This window comes from Flavobacterium hankyongi, assembly GCF_036840915.1.
In the GTDB taxonomy this organism is placed as follows: Bacteria; Bacteroidota; Bacteroidia; order Flavobacteriales; family Flavobacteriaceae; genus Flavobacterium; species Flavobacterium hankyongi.
In genome coordinates this window covers 2,579,729-2,604,365 of sequence record NZ_CP085725.1, presented here as the reverse complement: position 1 = coordinate 2,604,365, position 24,637 = coordinate 2,579,729, and the positions used below count along the sequence as shown (strand labels likewise).

The 24,637-nt window shown below is 33.2% G+C and carries 10 protein-coding genes; 5 read left to right on the top strand and 5 right to left on the bottom strand.

Annotation, left to right across the window (positions count from 1 at the left end):
- Positions 1 to 11 precede the first annotated feature (11 nt).
- The 5 genes from LJY17_RS11895 (at position 12) to LJY17_RS11875 (ending at position 9,017) form a co-directional block, all read left to right on the top strand.
- Positions 12 to 4,781 (top strand): T9SS-dependent choice-of-anchor J family protein, encoded by a 4,770-nt coding sequence (locus LJY17_RS11895; protein WP_264544042.1) that lies wholly within the window; start codon positions 12 to 14, stop codon positions 4,779 to 4,781.
- 92 nt (positions 4,782 to 4,873) lie between these two features.
- Positions 4,874 to 5,620, top strand: coding sequence for a monofunctional biosynthetic peptidoglycan transglycosylase (gene mtgA / locus LJY17_RS11890; protein WP_264544041.1), 747 nt, complete (start codon positions 4,874 to 4,876; stop codon positions 5,618 to 5,620).
- Between the two features lie 10 nt (positions 5,621 to 5,630).
- A complete protein-coding gene (locus LJY17_RS11885; protein ID WP_264544040.1) occupies positions 5,631 to 6,392 on the top strand; it encodes a hypothetical protein in 762 nt (253 codons plus the stop codon).
- 142 nt (positions 6,393 to 6,534) lie between these two features.
- A complete protein-coding gene (locus LJY17_RS11880) occupies positions 6,535 to 7,389 on the top strand; it encodes a DUF4349 domain-containing protein (RefSeq protein ID WP_264544039.1) in 855 nt (284 codons plus the stop codon).
- Between the two features lie 2 nt (positions 7,390 to 7,391).
- Positions 7,392 to 9,017 carry a S41 family peptidase gene (locus LJY17_RS11875; RefSeq protein ID WP_264544038.1) on the top strand — a complete coding sequence of 542 codons (1,626 nt, stop codon included), beginning with the start codon at positions 7,392 to 7,394 and terminating at the stop codon, positions 9,015 to 9,017.
- Positions 9,018 to 9,081: 64 nt separating this feature from the next.
- Here the strand turns inward: LJY17_RS11875 and LJY17_RS11870 are convergent, their stop codons facing one another.
- The 5 genes from LJY17_RS11870 to LJY17_RS11850 all read right to left on the bottom strand — a co-directional run bounded on the left by LJY17_RS11870 (position 9,082) and on the right by LJY17_RS11850 (position 24,583).
- Positions 9,082 to 9,531 (bottom strand): GNAT family N-acetyltransferase, encoded by a 450-nt coding sequence (locus LJY17_RS11870; RefSeq protein WP_264544037.1) that lies wholly within the window; start codon positions 9,529 to 9,531, stop codon positions 9,082 to 9,084.
- Positions 9,532 to 9,592: 61 nt separating this feature from the next.
- On the bottom strand, positions 9,593 to 11,617 hold the full coding sequence (locus tag LJY17_RS11865; protein WP_264544036.1) for a LysM peptidoglycan-binding domain-containing protein: 2,025 nt from the start codon (positions 11,615 to 11,617) through the stop codon (positions 9,593 to 9,595).
- Positions 11,618 to 11,721: 104 nt separating this feature from the next.
- Complete coding sequence (locus tag LJY17_RS11860; protein WP_264544035.1) at positions 11,722 to 12,909, bottom strand: phosphoglycerate kinase; 1,188 nt, start codon at positions 12,907 to 12,909, stop codon at positions 11,722 to 11,724.
- Between the two features lie 24 nt (positions 12,910 to 12,933).
- Positions 12,934 to 13,926, bottom strand: coding sequence for a PorP/SprF family type IX secretion system membrane protein (locus tag LJY17_RS11855; RefSeq protein WP_264544034.1), 993 nt, complete (start codon positions 13,924 to 13,926; stop codon positions 12,934 to 12,936).
- A 19-nt stretch (positions 13,927 to 13,945) separates the two neighbouring features.
- On the bottom strand, positions 13,946 to 24,583 hold the full coding sequence (locus tag LJY17_RS11850; protein WP_264544033.1) for a T9SS type B sorting domain-containing protein: 10,638 nt from the start codon (positions 24,581 to 24,583) through the stop codon (positions 13,946 to 13,948).
- Positions 24,584 to 24,637 lie beyond the last annotated feature (54 nt).

The following is a 24,637-nucleotide window of genomic DNA, read 5'->3' as shown; positions in this document are numbered from 1 at the left end:
ATAAAAAACGCATGCAGAAAAATTACAATTTAAAAGCAATTTTCCTTGTTTTCATATTATCATTATTTTCAAACTCATCTTTTTATGGGCAAATAACAACCCTTGACCCTTCAGGGAACTTCAAAGTAAATGGGTATAGTGGTTTATGGTGGGATTACCAATACAAACCTACTGGTAGTAGTACATATACTCAGTCACAAATTCAGTATTCAGCATCTTCATCATTCGTTAAACTAAATCCTTTTATTTCCTGGGATTTTAGAATTAGATATTACAACTCATTTGGGCAGCCAGGTGTTTGGGAGCCTGAACATACTGTTAATTCTAATTACTTTAATATCTCGAAATCTGTTGGTTATAATTTTAATTTTAACACTTCCTTTTTAGACGAAGGATGGAGAGGATATAGGCTTCAAAACACGACTTCAGAGTATTACAGTTTTATAATGGAATCCAACTACCTAGTAAACGGTTCATCAGGAAAGTCAATTGATATGAAATGGTCTTCTGGGTATGGGATGATGATGGTTTCTCCTAAAATAACAGATTTATCATCAGATAAAATGTTTTCAATTTATGCTAATAGTTATCAAGGCGCATACTCAGTAGTGTTAGGAACTATGAGCAATCCTTATGACCCAACCACATTTCATCCATTAAAAACAGTTAATTTACCTTATGGGGGTTACAACAAGATAAATGTTTTTTTAAACAATTATGTTAGTAACGATCAATATATTGCAATAAAAAGTAATGGAAATTATGGAGAGGTCTTTTTTGATGATTTTAGTTACGAGCAGTCTGTTAATTGTTATGACTTAACTAATGTTGCATTAAATAATATTTCTGAACACAACGCTACTTTATCATACAATTCAAATACTGCAAGTTCTTATGAAATTAACTTAAAAAATCTATCAACAGGAGCTACACAAACTTTTACGACCAATTCAAGTTCATATACTTTTACAAATCTTGCAGGGTTAACTAATTATGAAGTAAAAGTTAGAGGAAATTGTGCACCTGATTTATATACAAATTGGTCACAAGTAATATCCTTTTCAACTCCTTGCAACATTGTTACGGCAGATTATTTTACCTCATTTGGTGAAGAATATACGATTGATCCTTGTTGGAAAAAAATTACATATTCAACAACCATTACAAACTCTTCTAGCATAACTGTCAACAGCATATTGGCAGTTTCTCCAAAAAGCGGTTCGAAAATGGTTAATATTTATGCCAGCAGTGAATTAAACCAGAAAGGATATTTAATATCTCCTTTTATTTCTGATTTAAACACAAACAAACGTATAAAATTTTACCTAACTTCATATGGTTCCGATTATGTAGACAGGTCAATCACCATAGGAACAATGTCAAATCCAGCTGACGAATCAACCTTTGTTCCTCTAGAAAACATATTTCCTGACGACATAAACCAATATAATGGATATAAAGTAAATGGGCACTTTAAACAGCATATAGTTTATTTTAACAATTATAACCAAAATTTAAATCATAATTATATTGCGTTTAAAGTTAACAACTCTACAAATTTTAATTCAATCAATCTATACATAGATGATTTTACATACGAAAACAGTCCTTCATGTAAAGAACCAACAAATTTAAAGTGCATTAGAACTGATTTTAACTATGCTAAAATAAAATGGACTGATTTTGATCAATCTTCAACAGAATGGGAAGTCGAGTATGGCATTAAAGGATTTACAATTGGAACAGGAACTAGAATTTCTGTAAATTCAAATCCGTTTACGATTAACTCAAATTTAATTCCTAATCAGGAGTATGATTTTTATGTTAGAACAAAATGTGGTAACAACATTTATAGTAACTGGTCAGATCGTGGTACCTTTAAGACCAAATGCTCTGGTTTTACTGTAGGATACACTACAAGTTTTGAAAACGAAAGCATTCAAGCAAATAATACTTGTTGGTCAAGAACAGAACCAAATATCAGAAATACTTTTTATGCCAATTCGTTTGTAGAATTTATAACTTATCCTAACGGAAATACTCCTGTTCCTTTATCAGGATCTACTCTTGCTAGAATATTTAGCCGTAAAGATTGTCCAGATCCTTTGGTAAACGAAAAATCTATTTTGATTACGCCTAGGTTAACCGATCTGGACTCAAACAAAAAAATATTGTTTTCTGCATACATTAACTCAAGTATGTATTCATCTATAAATAGTATTCAAATAGGTACAATGTCTGACATTGACGATTATACAACATTTGTTCCTTATCAATCGATTACAAATGAGCTGGTTGTAAATCAATGGAAAGAATATACAGTGGATTTCTCAAGCTATACAGGCTCCAACCAATTTATTGGAATTAGAATTTTTTCTAATAGTTCTTCCAACGATATTGTTTTTATTGATAATTTTAAATACTTAAACAATGACTGTACACGTCCAGGTAATTTAAGTGCATATCAAAATGGTTCATCAAGCGCTTTATTAAATTGGAATACAAACAATAACAATTCTGTTAATTGTGAGATAGAATATGGTCTTGAAGGTTTTACGCTTGGAACAGGGCAAATAATTCAAGTAACTCAAAATCCTTTTGTATTAAACAATTTAAATTCGAACTCAAAATATCAATTTAGAGTAAGAAACATTTGTAATTCAGGAGTTGTAAATTGGAGTGATTTATATACTTTCAAAGTATCATGCAGTGTAAGTAGTCCTTTTGTAGAAAATTTTGATCAATATCCAGCAACAAATGCCTTCTTAATACCTGATTTCTGCTGGACAGTTAATGACGTTTCAAATGATAATCTATATGGTGGTGTTAAAAATGTTTACTACGAGAATTTTAACAGCCCTCCTAATGTAGGTCACTTTTATAACTCAAATACTGCAGGTAAGTTTATATATTTTATTTCTCCCTATTTATCTGATTTTGATAATACTAAAAAAATTAAATTTTGGATAAATAATGTACGTGAAATAAGTACTTCGCAGGTATTAATTTTAGGAACCCTTTCAAATTCAGTAGATTTTAACACATTCACACCTTATCAAACAATAGATCTGGCAAATTTACCTGCTTATGGAAAAGAAATAAACATTGATTTTTCAAATTATACAGGAACAAATAAACATATTGCCTTCAAACTAAGTGGTGAAAATATTTCTGATTACTTTTATATAGATGATTTTCAATATTTAAACAATAGCAACTGTACTGAACCAATTAATGTTCAGCTTTTAAACATCTCAAGTAATTCTTTAAAAATTACATGGGATAACAATAGTGCTCAAAACACACAAATTGAATATGGCCCTTTCGGTTTTATTCCAGGTTCAGGAACTATTTTAAATAGTAATACTAATGAAATTGTTATTACTAACTTACAACCTACTACAAAATATGATTTTTATCTTAGATCTAATTGTTCATCGAATCAATCCATAACTATTGGACCTAAAACTGTTGAAACAACTTGTACTATAGAACCCCTTCCTTGGCTGGAAGATTTTAGTAATTTACCACAATATGGAAGTAATTTACTTCCAGAATGTTTTGAAAAACTTCCGGGAGGAACTATTACATCATATAACTCACCTCTTGTTTTAAACACCAATTATTACAACCCAAATCACACTCTAAACGGTAATGGGGATAGCTCTTATTTATGGGCAAATAATTTCTCTGGCCCAGATGGTTATAGAGGAATCATAGTGCCAATGTTTAATTTAATGGCCGGAACTACTTACACATTTAGTTTAGATGCCAGAAAAGCTTATGAATATGATGCCCAATCACTTAGACTATTTGTAGGAAAAGGTAAAAAGATGCATTATATGGAAGCAGAACTTAGCAGGTTAGGCACATTGAGTGAGTATAATTATAATACAAACTCATTCTCTTTTACCCCAATTACTTCTGGTGACTATAGTTTCATTCTTCATACTCAGGCAAGTGGATCTACTAATATGTCATTGGATAATTTCAAAATTATTGAAGGGTATACAAATATTGTAACAAGTAACAATGATCTATTTAATTTTGACAACGGAAACAACAATAAATTAATTATAGAAAGCACACAAAATTCCTTTGCTAGTATTGTAACTGATGTAAATAATATCTCTAATAAAGTATTAAAAATGTCAGGATCAAATAACTCATCTACATGGAGAGTAGACCAAACCAATATATGGGAAAGTAATCAAAATCATATAACGAAGGTTAATATGAAAATCAATGCTACTTCGATGACAAGTCTATTCTTGCTATTTGATTTAAAACAAACTTTTGTTAATTTTAATAATGAATCGATGTTTAGAGTAGTGGTAAATGGAGTTGTTTTAGGTAACATTATCCGTCCAACAACTAATAACCAAGATATTTTTAAAACATTCCAATATGACTTAACTCCTTTTGTAGGTGGTGATATTAGAATTTCGTTGCAGCATATTGGAAAATCTTCGAACGACATTGGAGATAATGCTTATTTAGACAATCTTAGATTTAGCCCAGTGCCTTTGTTATCTACAAATGAAAATAATTTTATTGGACTGAAATATTATCCAAATCCAGTTGATAACATTTTAAATATCGAAAATAATTCAGTTATTTCTTCTGTTGAAATTTTATCTGTAACTGGTCAATCACTTTTTATTAAAAGCTTCTTGACTAATAACATTACAATCGATACCAACAATTTTGCCCATGGTGTATATTTCATAAAAATTACTTCTGAAAACAAGAGCAAAACACTCAAGATAATAAAAGACTAATTCTATATTTTTTAGAAAAAATAAATGCATTACAAATCATTAAATGTTTAAACCTTTTTTAGATTTGTAATGCATTTATTCTATTTAATATAATGGCAGCAAAAAAACCTACACCTACAAAAAATACCAAACAACCTAAAAAAAAGGAAAACTTAACCTTTTGGGGTAAAGTAAAGAAATTTCTTTTAAAGCTTTTCATATGGTTTAATGTTATCTCTATTTTATTGGTTCTCTTATTCAAGTTTGTTCCAGTGCCTTTCACACCACTTATGATTGTGAGAGCATTCGAACATAATGCCGATGGTAAGGAAATGGTTTGCAGTCACGATTGGGTGCCTTTAGATGATATTTCAATGAACTTACAAAAAGCTGTCGTTGCAAGTGAAGACGGACTATTTCTGAAGCACAATGGCTTCGATTTTTCTGCAATGAACAAAGCCATGACTGGTAATCTCAAAGGTAAAAAATTAAAAGGGGGAAGTACTATTTCGCAACAAACTGCAAAAAATGTTTTTTTATGGCAAGGCCGAAGTTATGTTCGCAAAGCTTTAGAAGCGTATTATACTGTACTCATTGAACTCATTTGGGGTAAAAAACGTATTATGGAAGTCTACCTAAATAGCATAGAAATGGGCGATGGTGTTTATGGTGCCGAAGCTGCAAGTCGTCATTGGTTTCACAAAAGCGCAAAGAACCTTACTAAATATGAAGCAGCATCGATAGCGGCTATTTTACCGAGTCCCAGAAAATACAAAGCCATTAACTCTTCTTCTTATGTGGAGAGAAGAAAAAACAAAACACTACGTGTGATGCGTCATGTAGGAAAATTGAATTATTAATTAAAAAGAAATGTTTCAAAAACCGAAAATCTTATTTCTGATTGTTTTTTTAATTAATTCTAGCATTATTTATGGTCAAAATAAGAAAATACAAACATTTCTTGTAGATTTCAAAGTAGATTGTAAAATTAATGAAACTCCTTTTTTTGAATTTCAACCTGTATTTTTAACAGATATTGAAAATAATCCAGATGAGACTAATTATGTATTTTACTACAACGGAAATAAATACAAGACTAAAGCCGAGTTTTTAAATGTTAATGATTCGATAAAGGATATTATAAAAGTATTATCAAATACTGAAAAAGACAGTATACTTTCTAAATCAAAATCAAAATCATTTCTGATTGAAAAACTTGAAAAAAATTTAGCTCAATCTAGTTATGAAAAAATTAAAAACAAGCCTATTGCATTAAGTTTTTATTCTTATTTCGATGATGAAAGTCAAGAAGTTGTTGGTAAGAGATTATACTTTAATCTAACTCAAAAAACTATTAAAAAAATTAAATTAAAAGCTAATGGCTATGACGAATATGGAACATATTTAGGTTCAAAAACTATAATTCAAAATCAAATAATAAAACCAAAGAAATCCTTTAAGTTCAATCCAATATCGTGGAGTAATTCAAACCTATATAAACTTGATCTAAATGAAGTTACAATAGAGTATAATGATGGAACAAAGACTACAACTCAAGATAGAAACATACCAAGCATTAAGTATTATTATCTACATTTAATATTTGGCAATAATGCTCTTTTAACGAATTAACTACCACAAAATGGTTTAAAAACATTGCTATTCTACTTACTCTGAAAACATTCTCTTTTCTTAACTTAGGGCATCGCTAAATTTTTTGGCTAAATTTTTGATATGGAATTAAGTAAGTCAAACCTTATAAATTCTATATCTTATGCGTACACCATTTATCATTCTTTTTGTCGCCATTATTTTTGTTTCTTGTAAAGATGCTGAAGAAGGAAGTGCTAATTCATCAATGCAATTAATGAAACTTGAAATGCCAAGTAAAGTTGCTTCTTCAGAAGATGCAAATTATGAAGCAGCAGCTGTTGCAGTTGACTCTGCAGCCGTTGTTGTAAGCTCCCCTCAATCACAAACCAAAATTATCAAAACAGCCGATTTACGTTTTCAAAGCACCGATTTGAATACTTCTTACGAAAATCTTAAAACAGGCATTACCAAATACAAAGCTATTATTCAAAATGATGAATCGGGAAAAACAGATGAATCAGTATATCGTAATTTAACAATCCGAATTCCTAGTCAGCACTTTGATTCTTTTATTGCCGATATCAGCAAAGGAGTTCAACATTTCGACAGAAAAGAAATATCTCAGCAAGATGTTACCGAAGAATACGTAGATACCGAATCCCGAATGAAATCTAAAAAGAAACTGGAAGAACGCTATTTACAATTGTTAGCAAAAGCTACCAAAGTTTCTGAAATGATGGAAATAGAAAAAAAACTGGCTGAAATTCGTGAAGAAATCGAAGCTAAAGAAGGGCAACTTAAATACATGCAAAACCGTGTTTCGATGAGTACCATCAATATTCAAATGTACACATACAATGCTTCAGAAAGTGGTGCTACAGTTTCCTATGGAGGTAAAATTTGGAACTCTATAAAGGAAGGTTTTAACGGTTTGTCCAATTTTATGTTAAGTATCATCAGTATTTGGCCCTTTATTCTTATTTTCGTAGGAGTGTTCGCGTTCATTAAACGAAGATTCTTCAAGAAAAAAGGATAATTATGTTGGCTACAATCAAAAAGAGGTATATTCTTCCTGTGCTTGCAGGTGGTTTTTTATTTGTGGGAGTAAGTTTCAAAGAGGATTTTTTTGAAATTGCCAAACAAATTGAAATTTTTACAACACTTTTCAAAACGGTGAACATGAACTATGTTGATCAAACCAATCCAGCCGATTTAATGGATAAAGCAATTAAAACAATGCTGGTTGAACTTGATCCGTACACTGTTTATTTTAATGAACAAGATGTTGCTAAATTCAAAATTAACAACACTGGAGAATACACCGGGATTGGCGCTTTGGTATCGCGTAAAGAAGGAAAGTTAATCATTCGTGAGCCTTACAAAAACTATCCTGCAGACAAAGCGGGCTTAAAAGCAGGTGATGAAATTATTCAGATAGGTGATGTAAATCTAACCGATTTTAAAGAAGATGCTTCTCAGTTATTAAAAGGAAGTAAAAACACTAAAATTGATATTAAATACAAACGAAACGGTCAGGTAAATTCTGCACAAATTGTTTTAGAAGAAGTAGATATTAAAGCTGTTCCATTTTTTGGTAAAACCGATGACAAAACGGGTTATATTGTACTTTCTCAGTTTAGTGCCAAAGCCTCATCAGAAACCAAAGATGCTTTAGAAAAACTGAAAGATCAAGGCGCAACAAGAATTATCCTTGACCTACGAGGAAACCCTGGAGGTTTATTGGGCGAAGCTGTAAATATTTGCAATTTATTTGTTCCTAACGGAGAAACTATTGTTACCACAAAATCTAAAATTCAAAAGCATAACAACACTTACAAAACAACTCGACAACCAATAGACACACAAATTCCTTTGGCTATTTTAGTTGATGGAAAAAGTGCTTCGGCAAGTGAAATTGTGGCTGGTGCTCTACAGGATTTAGACAGAGCTGTAATTATTGGAAGCAGAAGTTTTGGTAAAGGATTAGTACAAAGACCACTTGACTTGACGTACGGAACGCAACTTAAGGTTACTATTTCTAGATACTACACTCCTTCTGGCAGATGTATTCAGGCGTTAGATTATTCTAAAAGAGATGCTTCGGGCAAAGCAATACGTACTGAAGCCAAAAACTATAATGCCTTTAAAACCAAAAAAGGAAGAACGGTTTATGATGGAGGAGGAATCCAACCTGACATCGAACTTTCGGAAACAAAAACAAATGTTATTGTTGATGCCTTACAGCGTAACGATGCATTCTTTGACTATGCAACGCAATATGTTCAAAAAAACAATGCATTAAAAGAAATTACAGATGCAGATTATATTCAGTTTAAAGCCTTTTTAAAAGCTAAAAACTTCACTTTTGACACCAAGTCTGAATTGCTATTAAAAGATGTTTTATCGGAAGCAAAAAAGGAGAATATTGATGCTTCTATAAAATTGCAATACGATGCTTTGGCTTCGGCTATTCAAAAAGCAGAAGAATCACAATTAGACAAATACAAAGCTGAGATAATGAAATTGCTTAAAGCAGAAATCATTACACGCTACAACTACCGTGAAGGGTTGTATGATTATTATCTTAAAAATGATATTGAGATTAAAAAAGCAACTTCACTACTTAATAATCAGCCGGAATATAATAAAATATTGTTACAGTAATTCTTGTATAAAATAGTTCTCGATACGCTTCGCTACTTGAACTGACGATACTAAACAACTTAGGCTACTTCTGAATTTTCATTTGAATGTGCGGAATATCATCTTCCAAGTACATTTCTGAAGTTTTTACAAACCTGTGACTTTCGTAGAATTTCTGTAAATACATTTGGGCAGATATGGTAATTTGTTTTTTATTGAAGTTGTTCTCTACAGCCTCAATAGCCACTTTCATTAAGTCGTGACCAAATTTCATATCTCTGTATTTTGGAGAAACAATAACCCTCCCAATAGAAGCTTCATCAAAATAATATCCAGCATCAAAAATGCGACAATAAGCTGCTAGTTCACCGTTGTAATATCCTAAAACATGAATTGCTTTTTGATCTTTCCCATCAATGTCTTGATAAACGCAATTTTGCTCCACCACAAACACTTCAATTCGTAGTTTTACTATTTCATATAACTCAACTGTAGAAAGTGCCTCAAAAGACTTTATTTTAAATTCTATACTCATTGGGGATATATTTTAATCAAAGTTATAATAAAAAAGGGAATCTAAATAGATTCCCTTTTCTTTATCCTTTTATTTTAAGCTTCATTCCTGGCTTAATGTTTTCGTCTTGTAAATCATTTAACTTTTTAATTTCAGCAACCGTAGTTTTATGTTTTTGTGAAATTATAAATAATGAATCCCCTTTTTGTACTACATACATTTTTAGATCTTCAAAACGACTTTTCTTTTTAGTATTTTCTACCACTGTTTGAGTTGATCCTTTTACAACTTTCAATTTGTCTCCCACTTTTACGTTTGTTGAAACTAAATTGTTCCATTGTTTTAAATCTTCTACTGTAACATTATTATTGTTGGCAATTTCGATAAGGTTGTCTCCTTTTTTTACAACATATAGATCAGATGGTTTTTCAGTTTCAGTTGAAGCAACTTCATCTTCTGATGCTTTTAATCTTAACTTATCACCTAATTTAATGTTAGAATCTTTAAGATTGTTCCATTTCTTCAAGTCGGCTACATACAAATGATAAGTTTTAGCAATTGCAGTTAAAGTTTCACCTTGTTTTACAATGTGCTCTTCTGCTTTACCTTCAGTAACTGTGTTAGACTCAGATTTAGCAACTTTATCATTTTGAGCAATTGATTTATCTTGTTTTGTTGTTTTTGTTTTATCAGCTTTTGTATTTTCAGCTAAAACAGGATCAACATTCGAAACAATTTTCAATCTTTTCCCTAACTGAACATTATTTCCTTTCATTTTGTTCCATTTCTTAATATCAGCTATGGAAACATCATATTTTTCAGCTATATCACCCAAGACATCACCACGTCTAACCGTATGATATTTAGTTTTGGTTATGGTTTTAGTAGTTTCGACTTCAGCAACAGCCTCCTCTACTTTTTGCTCTACGCCAATAGAATCCCTAACAATTCTAACTCTTGGTTTTGGCGCATATTGTTTTTCGCGTTTGCTTTCTTCATAATCAACATAAGCATACATTTTATCTTCGTTTGAAGTAAAGACAGCAACTTTATCTTTAGGTAATGTTATAAAATTAGTTTGATTCGTTACATAAGGAACCACTTTCATTTTATATGACGGATTTAAAAACTCTATCTGTGAAACAGGCATATCTAATAAATCAGCTAATTGCTTGAAAGACATTTTCTTTTTAATTGCAATTGTATCTGTTGCTAAATGATTTACAATAGCTTTATTAGGCGTAATTCCGTGTTCTTTGTGATATTCGAAAATATACATTGTAGCTAAGAAAGCTGGAACATATCCTTGTGTTTCACGAGGTAAGAATTTTTTAATGTTCCAAAAATTTTGATGACCACCAGAACGACGAATCGCTTTTGAAACATTTCCTGCGCCCGAATTATATGAAGCAAGGACCAATTCCCAATCACCAAATATTTTATACATTCCACTCATATAGCGAGCAGCTGCATCACTAGCTTTTAAAGCATCACTTCTTTCGTCTAAATAAGAATCGATTTTTAAACCGTATTGCTTGCCTGTTTGAAACATAAATTGCCATAAACCAGTAGCTCCAACACGTGAAACGGCTTTTGAATTTAAAGCAGATTCTACAATGGCCAAATATTTAATTTCAAGAGGAACATTATACTTTGCTAATGCCTCTTCAAACATTGGAAAATAGTATTGCGAAATTCCCATTAATCTTTCAAACGATCGTTTACGATTTTTTAGGAAGTTTTTAACCAGATTTTCTAACTGAGGATTATACTCGATGTTAAACGGAGATTTCTCGTCCATCAAACGTAATCTTTCTTTGAAAACTTCAGTAGGAAGTTCATAATCGACTGGTGTATTTGTATCGATGTTTTTAACATCTGCATACATTTCGTCAAAATTTTGAAGACTAGTTACTTCTTTCAACCATAAACTATCCACACAAGTAGTCATATCGTCTACTACGAAAGTCGTTTTTAATGAGTCTAAGTAAGAAAGTTTTAAAACAGGCTTTACAGCATTATTTTCAGATTGAAAATTATCTTGCGCAGTTACTGATAAAGCCGGTAATGTAGATAGCAATGCTAGGTAAAAAATCTTTTTTATCATAAGCTGTGATTATAAGTTATTGACATTCAATGATTTGGGTCAGAAATGCAAACATATAGGCAAATAATTTAAAATTTGTTAAAAAAAAGTTAAAAGAGTAATTTTTAACTTAATATGGCAGCGATTCCAGGTAGTGTTTTTCCTTCCAACATTTCAAGCATTGCACCACCGCCAGTAGAAACGTAACTCATTTTTGGTTCAAAACCAAACTGTTTTACTGCTGCTACGCTATCACCTCCTCCAACTAATGAAAAAGCACCGTTTTGAGTTGCTTCTGCAATGAAATTACCTAATTCGATAGTTCCATTAGAGAAAGAATCTATTTCGAAAACACCCAAAGGTCCATTCCAAAGAATTGTTTTAGAATCTAAAATAACATTTTTAATTAATTCCAAAGATTTTGGTCCCACATCAAGTCCTTGCCATCCATCAGGAATTGAATTAACATCAATCACTTGAGTCTCTGCATCATTTGCAAACTTATTGGCAGCAATAACATCGACGGGTAAATGAATTTGAACTCCTTTGGCTTTAGCTTTATTAAGTATATCAAGTGCAAGCTCAAGTTTGTCATCTTCACATAATGAGTTACCGATTTTCCCACCCAATGCTTTGATAAAAGTAAAAGTCATACCTCCACCAATAATCATGTGGTCAATTTTATCTAAAACATTTTCGATAACTGTAATTTTAGAAGACACTTTACTACCTCCTAAAACTGCAGTGACTGGCTTAACACTGTTGTTTAAAACCTTGTTAAGACTTTCAATTTCTTTTGCTAATAATAATCCGAAACATTTATTTTCAGGAAAAAACTGAGCAATTATTGTAGTTGATGCGTGAGCTCTATGTGCTGTACCAAAGGCATCGTTAACATAAATATCACCTAGTGAAGCTAGCTTTTTAGAAAACTCAACATCACCAGCTTCTTCTTCATTATAAAATCTAAGATTTTCTAAAAGCAAAACTTCTCCTTGTTTTAAATGATGAGCTGCATTTTCAGCAACGTGTCCAATACAATCTGAAGCAAAAGTTACTGGCACCTGTAAAATTTGCGCTGTAGTATCAACAATATGTTGTAAGGAAAATTCCTCTTGTTTCCCTTTTGGCCTACCTAGATGCGACATCAAAATCACGCTGCCTCCTTCGTTAAGAATTTTATCGATAGTAGGTTTAGCAGCTTCAATACGTGTTGCATCAGTAACGTTATAGTTTTCATCTAATGGAACATTAAAATCAACACGGATTATTGCTTTTTTATTGTGAAAATTGAAATCGTTAATTGTTTTCATTAAGGTATTATTTATTTTAAAATATTAATCTACTGCAAGAGAAGATTGCGTACATGGACAATTACTTAATCCTTGGAAGAAGTCCCACCCTAGAGTAATCATGTGCGTCCCAGAATTGTAACTAGACAATTCATTTGTTGTGATTTGATAAGCATATCCAGCATAAAAACCACCTTTTTTAAGTCCAACCATTGGACCAACAGTCAAAGGTTTAAAAGGTTGGTCAATTAGCATACGATACGTTGCACCTAACCAGAAATAGCCAGTTCGTTGATTATCTAGATATCTGAATTTAGCATTTAAATCCAAGAATGAACGTCCATCACTTTCGAAATGTTGAAAATAAGCCGACGGTTCAATTTCTAATTTACTGTCACGGTAGCTTTTATATGTATAACCTGTATATACTTGATAAAAACGCAACAAATTTGGCTCTTCTTTAAAATAGTTTTTAATATCCTTATTTAATAAGTTACTTGCGTTGAAATTAACCCAAAATTCTTTATTACGGTATAGTAAACCAACGTCAAAGTTATCATTTGCAGTATATCTGTCGTTAAGAATTTTACTGTCAAAAGTTTTAATTTTATCAGTTTCTATTCTAAAATTATTTAAATTATATGATAAACCAAAAGATAAATATTGACGTGATGGATAATCTAAAATAATGTGATGCGCAAAGGTTAATTTACCACCTGTTTGTCTTGTGTATCCATTTTTATCATTATACAAAGATATCCCTAAACCAGATTGTTCAAAAACTCTAAAATCAGCATAAATAGCTTGGTTTTGGGGAGCATCTTTAATTCCTACCCATTGCGAAAAACCATTTACACGTATACGAATATTATCTCCTATACCTGCATAGGTAGGCGATAAAACAAAAGGGTTATCAGCAAGATATTGCGTTGCTACTGGTACATTAAATTCCTGAGCAAATAAATTGGAAGCTGTTAGCAGCGTCAATGCTGCTAACAGTTTTCCTTTTCTTAAAATATTATTTGGAGCTAATATCATAGTGTTATTCTATTATAAATTATCTGTACAACGTGAAGTGACCCACAAATTCTTGACCATCATTTCCGTCAACTTTAAGAACATACCAGTAATCACCAGTAGGTAATTCATTACCATGATATTTACCGTTCCATTTTTGATTCACATTAAGTTCAGCAACTAAACGACCGTATCTATCATAAATTTTTGTAATTAAATTAGGATAATTAAATTCATCTACGAAGTGTGGATACCATTCGTCATTCTCACCATCACCATTTGGAGTAAATACATCAGGAATTTCAATTGGATAAAATATAAATGGTTTAGTCATTGTTATGAAACAACCAGCCGCATCAGTTACTGTAACAGTATAAGGCCCTGTCGCATCGTAAATATAACTATTATCATTACCATTATTGTGACCATTAAAATCATATGTATAAGGAGGTGTACCACCTGTAACATTAGCAACAATTTCATTCAAACCACCTTGTACAAGACCAGGACCTTGCCACATTAAAGGATCAACATCAGTTGCATTAATTGTGAAAACTGCTGGCTTAGGTCCACATCCATTAGCATTCATAACATAAATTATGTGATTACCTGGTGTTAACAAAGCTGGATATGTAGCCGACGTAAATATATTACTAGCTTGTGCAGTAGCCATTGTTATGTCATCTAAAGCAAATTGATAATCAGATAGTGGTGTAAAGTTATTAGATGGTGTATTATCAGAATTAAACACCTCAACTACAACAGATGGGAAAGCACCATTATTATCACAAGGGAATGTTGGAATCGCAACTGGAGTAAACTGTACTCCCGGATCAATAAGCAATTGTGTAGAATAAGTACATCCATTTGCATCAGTAACAATTACTTCATACTCACCTCCTTGTAAACCAGTAAACGACCAAGAAGTAACACCTGAAGCTAAATTAATTACAGGACCATTTACAACTGTTGTTGTGCCAGAATATATTACATTGTAAGATACAGTGTATGGTGCAGTACCACCAACAATATTTACAACATCAAAGCTACCTGCATTATCCTCCGCGCAAACTTCAGGTATAATATTAGCAATACTTGCACCTAAAATTGTAGGTTCAGAAATTGTAAAGCTATATTGATCAAAACATCCGTTTTGATCTTGAACTATAATTGTATAATTACCAGCAGCTAAATTACCAACAAGACCATTTGCAGGAAGATCGATAAACTGATTTAAATTAGGACTAATAGCATACTTCACTATACCAGTTCCACCAGTTGTAGTAACTGTTATCGTACCATCACTACCGCCATTACACTTAACATTTTGTAAAGCATAATTAACTACAAACACAGGCGGCTCAGTAATTGTTACTGATCCTGACGTATATATACAACTACCAAAAGCGTTTGTACTTACTACATGAATATAATATGTACCAGCTGGTAAGTTTGTGAATACTCCCGGTGTTGCTTGTGTTCCAACAGCAATTGGATTTCCTACAGCATCTACAAGAGAATAGGTATAATTTCCTAAACCACCTTGAGCAACAGCTGTTATTGTACCAGTTGCACTTCCACCACAAAGTATATTTCCTTGTGTTAACGTAGATAATGTCATTGCTGGTATTGGATTAATTTGAATGTCGTTTGAAACAACGCTAACACATCCGTTTGCATCACGTACAAAATAATGGAATACTCCAGTAGTTCCAGCAGCAATGCTAATTGTAACGGAAGGGTTAAATGTCGCTGCGCTGTATGTTACACCATCAGCACTATACGTGTAAGGTGCTGTACCTCCAGTAGCAGTTAATGTCAACACAGTTGGATTGTTACAAGTAGGTGTGTTTGTTACAACTAATGAAGCATTAACTTCTGTTGGTTGATTGATTACAATATTAGCTGATGTAAATGTACAATTGAAACCGTCAGTAATTGTTACATTATACGTTCCAGCACCTAAACCTGTAATTGTTGCTCCAGCTAAAGGCATTGCAATAGGTCCAGATGAACTTGGATTTGAACCCAAAGTATTAAAATAATACGAATAGTTACTTCCTTGCCCACCTGTTGGGTAAGCGATTGTTATCGAAGCATTAGTATCACCATAACAAGCCAATAAAGTTGTACTTGGTGTTACAGTTGTATTAATTGGCACTGGAACAGACATTAGCACATTAACAGCAAATACACAACCTTTAGAATCTCTTACACTTACTGTGTAGTTTCCTGGGGCAAGCCCTGTAAAAAGATTATTTATACTATATGCTTGTATAATTGAAGCTCCTAACTCTAATTGATACTCATATATACTAGGCCAACCCCCTGTAGCCACAGCTGTAATGGTTCCATCATTACCAGGAGAACAAGTAATCGATGTAGTAGTGGTTGCTAAACTCAAAGCTATAGTTGGTTGGTTAATTGTAAAACTAGTACTAACCGTACAGTTTGGCGCATTATTTAAAGTAGCTGTTACTGTATAAAGTCCAGCATTTAAGCCCGAAATTACTGTTGGTCCAGCAGTCAAGCTAGTTCCTGAAGTAGATACGCCAGTAGTAGTATTAGTTACAATGTAACTAAAAGGGCCAGCATCGTTGTTTGGAACTAATTGATTATCTAGAAATGTTAAAGTCACACTTCCATTTGCTCCACCAAAACAACTTACATCTATTATAGAATTAGCATTTAAATCAAAAGTATTTGGATCAAACACATAGTGAATTTTTTCAATACTACAATTAGTTGTAGGATTAGTTATAGTTATCATGTAATCACCTACTGCTAAACCAGTGAATATTCCTGTTGTATTAGATTGAGTAAATCCAGCAGGTATTGAATTAATTGTATAATTGTATACAGGTGGAACGCCTCCAGTAGTAGTTACACTAACTGAGATAGTTTCTAAAGTAGTACAAGTGATAGGGTTAATTACTGTAATCACAGGATTAGAAATACTGATATATGGATTAACTACTGCAGTTGTGCTTCCAATACATCCATTAGAGTCATAAACATTAATAGAATATGTACCTCCAGCAGTATTTGCTGTATTATATACATTACTAGTTCCAGATTGTACAACAGTACCCGCAAGTATAAACTCGTAGATATTATATGTACCTGTACCGCCAGTAACACCATTAACGGTAATTGTTGCTAGATTATTAGTATTTGTGCCAGCGTTACACGCAAATTGAGTAACTGAAGGTGAAGGTATATTTATTATCGTTGGCTGTCCAACAATAACATTTGGAGTAGTTGTTGAACATCCTCTACCCGAAGTTACAATAACTGAATAACTTCCAGCTGCCAGGCCTGTAAACACGTTTGACGTTTGAGGTCCAGTACCTGGTATTATCTCGTAAGTATAAGCAGGATTATTGTTTCCAGCCGATAAATTAACTGTAATTGTTCCATTCGAATCACCAATACACACTACCGGAGTAGTTGTTGTTGTAAATGTAACTGGAACTGGGGCAGCTAAATTAGCTGGAGCTGTTGTAGTACAACCAGTTGTAGTATCTGTAACTGTTATAGTATATGATCCTGGAGGAACATTACTAAATACATTAGTTGATAAGGTAATAGTTCCACCTGGATTAGGTGAAATACTATAACTATAATTTCCAGAACCCCCAGTAGTAGTTACTGTAATTTGACCGTTAGGGTTATTACAAGTAGGTTGCGTTGTAAATGCTGCAGCAGCAGCTAATGGGTTTAAAATTGTCACACTAACTGTATTACCACAACCATTAAAGTCTCTAACTTGAACTGTATGTGTTCCAGAAGAAACACCTGTATATGTATAAGGTAAAGTATGGGTTACGAACGCACCACCATCTAAACTAAGTGTGTAAGGTCCAACACCAGCAGTTGGTAAAGTAACATTTATAGCATAAGTTCCTTGAGCCACACAAGCATTAACTAGAGTAGCTGCAATAACTGGTGTAGGATCAAGATTAACCGTTACGGTTGTTGATCTGACACATCCATTTGCATCTTGTATATAAACATTATAAGTGCCACTTTCAACATTTGCCGTGTTGACACCAGGAAGACCAAAAGGACCAGGACCCAAAGGTGACAATACAAAACTATAGCGATAAGGTGCCGTTCCACCTGTACCAGTAGCAGTAATTAAACCGCCATTTACATTACAATCATCATTAGTAGCTGTAGCAGTAACTGCTAAAGGAGTTGAAGATTGAGAAATTGTAAAAGGATTTGTTGTTATACCACAACCTCCATTTACACCACCATTTTCTGTTAATTGGATATAATAATTACCTGGTGCTAATGGTCCAGCAGTTATTGGGAAAACAAAAGGAGCTGGTATAACACCTGATACTGTAGTTGCAACATTTGTTGATGCATTATAAACTATATAAGAAACAGAAGTAGCTCCTGCTCCAATACCGCTTAGTGAGAAAGTTACACTACCATCTGCGGCACCTATACAAGTTACATTATTAGCCACTAATGAACTAACTGTCATTGTAGAATTAGTGGGAACAGTAGCAGTTGCTTGTTCAAAATAATAACAACCAGTTGTTGTATCATACACCACAAATGTATATAAAGCTCCTGGAGTTAAACCATTAAATGTTGATTGTAGAGGAAATCCAGCATCTGCAGATTGAAAAACAGCTGCATAAGGTGGAATATTCATAGTTAGAATCCCAAACATATATGGGCCACCAGCAACAATAGGTAAAACAGTAACAACAGCTGTACCACCAGCTGCACAAGATGCAATTGAAGTACTAATTTGAATATTTAAATCACTTGGTGGAGACGACATTATTAAATTAGTTCTAACTAATGTACAACCATTAGCATCTACTACGCTCAAGTTGTAAATACCAAAATCAATATTTATAAAACAGTGATTTACTGGTATTGGTGTAACAAAAGTTTGTGTACCAGTACCACCTGTTAAATCATCAAGTATATAAGTATATGGAGCTGTTCCACCTGTTAATCCATTTACACAAATAGATCCTAAAGATGTTCCAGTCGCTGTACAAGTCATAGGATTAACAACAGCTGTAAAGTTTAATGGAGCTGGTTGTGTAATGGTAATTGTTTCGGTATCTGTACATGATTTAGCATCAGTCAGGGTAATTAGGTAGTTGCCTACTGGTAAACCTGTAGTTTGTGTACCATAATTTGTTCCTGTTGTTGTATTTTGTACATTAATAACATAAGGAGCAGTACCTACTGATGTGTTAATAACTACATTAATAGCTGCTGTACTATCGCCATTACATAAAATTTGTTGTGTTTGCGTAACCGAAGTAATTTGAGGTAACGATAAAGGTGCAATTGTTACAGATGATGTTGCAGTTACACATCCTCTAGAGTCAGTAACTACAAAGTTATACGTACCAGGTGTTGCCGTAGAATATGTAAATATTCCAGACGCAGGAACTGGAACTGAACCACCGGCATTAACAGTGTAAGTATATCCTGGGTATCCTCCTGTAACTGTTCCTGTAATCACTGCATTTGGTGATACAGTACAATCAAGATCTTTAGTTAAGTTCGTACTTAAAGTAAGTTGAGGATTTATAGTCTGTGCAGGTAATGTAAATGTACATCCAAAAGAATCTCTAACTATAATTGTATAATTTCCTGGAGTTAAAGAGCCAAATGTATTATTTGAACCAAAAGGACCTCCATTAATATTGTACTGGTATGGAGCAGTACCTCCAGAAGCATTAACTACAAGTGTTGCTGAATTAACCGTATCATAACAAAAGTCAGAAGAGGCTGCAATCGTTGCAGATAATGTTGGTGGTGAAGAAATTGTAATAGGGAAATTAGTACTACATAAATTAAAATCTCTTACTACCACAATATAACTTCCAGGAGCAACATTGCTAAATACATTATTAGATTGATATGCAACTATTACTGTTCCTAAAGAATTAGTTAATTGATATTGGTAAGCTGGAGTACCACCAGAGGCAGCAGCTGTTATTGTTGCACCTATAACACATGTTGCTGGAGTTGCTGTTGCAGACAACACTAAAGGTGATGGAGTAATAATTGTTTGTGGTAAATTAAAACTACATGCGGCATTACCTGGTGTTGAATCATATCTAACCAAAACGAAACCTGGATATCCTGTTGCAGGAACTGGAATTGTTACTGGTGATGTGAAATAAGTTGTCCAAGTTGCTCCATTATTCATAGAAACTTGGTATCCATTAGTTGTATTAAAATTTTGAGCTGCAATAGTAATTGTTGCATCATTTGCACCTGCACAACTTACATCTCTGTGACCTGTAACTTGCGAAGTAAATGCTTGATTACAAGGAATGTTAATAGGGAAGTTTCTAGTTGTCAAACAAGCAACTGGCAATTGATAAACTTCAATATCATCAATAACTACATCATTTCCACTAGTAACTGCAATGTTAGAGCGAATTACAAAGCTCAAATTTGTATTTGGTCCAGGATTTAAAGTTAACTGGTAATTAATCCAAGCATTCGATTTTGGAATATTTCCAGTATTCGAAGTTGCAATAATAGTCTGTGAAGGTAAACCTAAATCTTTAACTAATTGAATAGTTAAGTCTGGCGGACTTTGTGTATTTGAAGGATCGATTTTTAATAAATTAGCTGCCCATAAAGATACTTTAATGTCTTGGTTTGGAATAATGTCAGCAATTGGCTTACTGTATAAAATTCCTCCAACACCAGCAACACCACCAATGTTGATAGCAAGGAATCTTCCGTTTGGATTTGTACCATTAGAAGTATGATCTAAGAAATTATACCATGCACCAAATGGGAATAATATTTTTTTAGTAACACTGTAATCACCGTCATTAATTTCAGGACCAGTTTTACAATAAATTGAAGCATTATTTATTTGTCTCTCAAAACAATATGCAGGATTAATTCCTGGTGAAGTGGTATCATCACCTTGTCCAAAATCTTCACGAAGTAGATTACTAAATGTTGGTGGTGAAACTAATGTATAATTTACTGTTACTACCGAATTACCACATGGAACATTTTGAAAAACATTAGATGTAGGATTATGCGGTGGTACTAAAGGTGGATTAATAGAATATGTGTAAGTATAACTACTTGTTCCGTTATTTACAGTAACTGTACTAGTTGCTGTACCATTACAGTTAAAAACTGGTGTACCAACATTTATAGTAGGATCAGCAGGGATAGGATCCAAAGTTACTGTCATAAAATATTCACACAAATTAGCATCTCTAACAGAAATAGTATACGTGCCAGGAGGTAAATTTGCTTGATTAGAATTTTGATATCCAGAGCCAAAGTTATATTGGTAAAAATTAGGTGCAGGATAAGGTGTACCACCTTGAACGTTTGTAATTCTTACAATACCATTACCTCCATTAGAAGCACAAGCAACAGCAGCTACTCCACCTGAAGCGGTTAATGCTTGAGTAGGTTGAGTTATTGTAATGGCTTGTGGAGTACTAAGACAAACTGATGTTCCTAAAGTGTATTGTACAATAGCTGTATAAGTACCTGGTGCTAAATTTGTAAAATTTGGCGTTGGGAAAAATGGAGCTGCTCCAGTAATACTATAACCTAAAGTATAACCATTAGCATTGGCAACATTAAAAGTAATACTTCCACTATTATTTCCATAACATAAAATATTAGAAGAGGTAACAGTAAATACTGGTGGAGGATTATTTGAAACAACTATTGATGTAGTAGCACTACAATTGTTAAAATCAACCACTTGAATGTTATAAGTACCTGCAACAGGTGCCACAATTACTGGTGATGATTGAGTTACTGAAACTGCTCCTGTAACTATGTAGTTGAATGGTGGTGTTCCACCAACTGGATATACTGTGATTTCTCCATCAGTACAAGTTAATGGCTTAGTTAAAGCCGCTGTTACAGTAAAAGTAGGAGGGTTGTTAATTGTAAAGTTTCCAGTTGCAATACATCCGTCTTGAGTAGTAACTTGATATGTATAATTCCCAGGATTTAAATTGTTAAACACATAATTATTGGCTACTATTGGACCTGCGGTTGAAATAACTGTAGCTCCTTGTAAAATAGTGTAAGTATATTGAGGCTCTCCATCATTGGCAGCAATATTTATACTTCCTTTACCTCCATTACATAATGGTTGTGTAAGAACAATAGAAGCTGTAAAGTTTCTTGCTCTAATACCAATATTAGGAATTGTAAATACACATCCTCCAGTAACACCAATTTGTTGAATATAAATTGTGTATGTTCCTGGTGTATTTATAGTAAATATGTTTGAAGGTACAAAAGATCCTGGCGCACCTGTTAAACTATACTCATACCCTGCTGGCACATTGTTAACAGTTATTTGACCTGGTGTACTACAAATAATATCTCTACTTACATAAGTAGGATTTAGTATGTTTTCGTAAACATTAAAATAGAATGTTCTATCACACCCTCCAGGAAATCTAACAATTAATTTAAACTGTCCAGCAAATGTTGCATTAAAATTTGGACCAGAAGACAACAAGTTCCAAGTACAACTTACATTTTCATTAGGGCAGTTAGCAGGAGGAAGTGGAGTACACGTTCCACTTAATTGATACCAATCAATTCCTGTTGCTCCAGTAATATTTGTTTGGATTAATTGAGAATCTCCTGTACCACACAAAAATATTAATGGTAATTGAGTTCCATTATTTGGACAAACAACTACTTGATCTGCATAAGGAATAACTGGATTTGTTAAGCCAGTACCAAAAGTTATCACATTAATTGTTTCAACGATGGATTTACATGGTGAAGTATTAATGATATCGTTAACAGTATATGTACCAGGTTGAGTAACGGTAACTGATTGTCCATTAGTTCCAGCTACAGGTGTAATTGTACCAGGACCACTCCATGTATAACTTTGATAACCATTAGCTGCTGTTAATACAATACTTCCTCCACAAAGAATCTCAGTTCTTGTAAAATTACAGTTATCAAGATTAACTAAGAAGTTACTAGGACTTGGATCCCCTAAATTACAAGCTACAAATGATGATAAACTTGGGTCATCAGTAATTTGAGCAGTATTTAAAACTCCTTGATAAGTTGCATACGCTTGATTTTGGATTAAATTAGAACAAGCATCATCCATTTCTATACAACTACAAACAACTTTTACTCTAAGTCTAATCTCAACCCTTGGATCTCCAATTTGCACTAAGCTATTATTAATAGCAAATACAACCTCTCTTGTCCCTGGGTTGTAAGACTGAATTGTTACACCAGCTGGTAAAGCTCCAGCGGTGGTAAGTTGATCAAAAGTTACATTTACTGGTAATACATCTCTAATTGTGAAATTTTGTGCGTCGTCATTTCCTATATTTTGAAAACCTATAACATATACAAGATCTTGACACAATTGTACTTCGGCATTTCCAATATTGTTTCCAGCAATATCTTGAACTACTTTAGTTAATGAAATTACAGGTTCTATAATTTCAACATCGAAAGTTGCTAGATATGTACCATAAGCATCCCCATTTGTAGTTACACGTAGTGTTGCACCTGTTTCTCCATTAGGAATAACAGTACCTCCAATAAAAGGAGCAACAGTTCCACCAGGGTTATTTACATTTACTATATCTAAATCAAAACCTAGGGTATTGGTACTATTTGGATTTCTTGTGGTTACAATTGCTCCATTATTACTTATGGAACCATTAAAAAAGTTGTTTGCTGGATTAACAGCATTCGATATGTCTGAGAACGTTGCAACAGAATTTGCTTTAATTCTAAATCTATCATTTGTTAAACTCACATCACCTTCTAATGAAGAAACACCGATACGAGCTCTAACTGGTAGTGGTGAAGGTAAAGTTTGAAAACCGTTAACAGTAAAATCTACAGCGTTTGCTGCGTTGATTCCGTCATAAATATTTGCATAACCATCAAAAACAGAAATATACTTACTAGGTAATGTTGGGCTTTCGTAAATAATTACTAATGACCATCCACTCGAAATACCATCTGGGCGAATACCTCTAGCTGCTCTTTGATTTGCAACTGCATAAGTTCCATTTGCATTTGCTAGAGCCTGTACTAAACTAGTAACATTTTTATAACAAACGTATGGCGCTGCATAAAAAGAATTATTTGGATTAGCTGCATTAAAGCCATCGAAAATAATACTATCCTCATCACCCACTGGGTCGGCAGCATTATCTGCGATTAAGTCAACATAGGCACCACCTGGTACTTTAAACTTTACTTGGTTCCAAGTATTATTTCTTGGAGAACCTGTATAATTTGAAGATGAACCATCTCCGTTAGAACCAGATCGTTCAAAAGGATAGGTTGCAGTCCAATATAAACCTGCATACACAATTCTTTTACAGCTTGTCGAAATATTTAAATTGGCAGTACTCGAACTAAATGTTGAGGGGTCTCCATCAACATCGATATACTCAAAATTTAAACCATTGTTGTTGGCAGTTCCATTGTAAGGAGTATTCGCATCCGAAGGAGAATTAGCAGGAGCTCTATTTGTAATGTTGTTTCCAACAAACACAATGTCTCCTTTTATTTTAATGCTTCCCCCTGCAAGCCTTTGCGAAAAAGGCACAGCAACTTGGGCGTAGGTACCTAAGCTGCCGAGAATAATCATTAAAACGATAAGTAAGTGCTGTTTTAATTTCATAAGGTTACGTTTTAGTTTTGGTGCAATAAATTTATTTATTTTTTACGTAGTTAA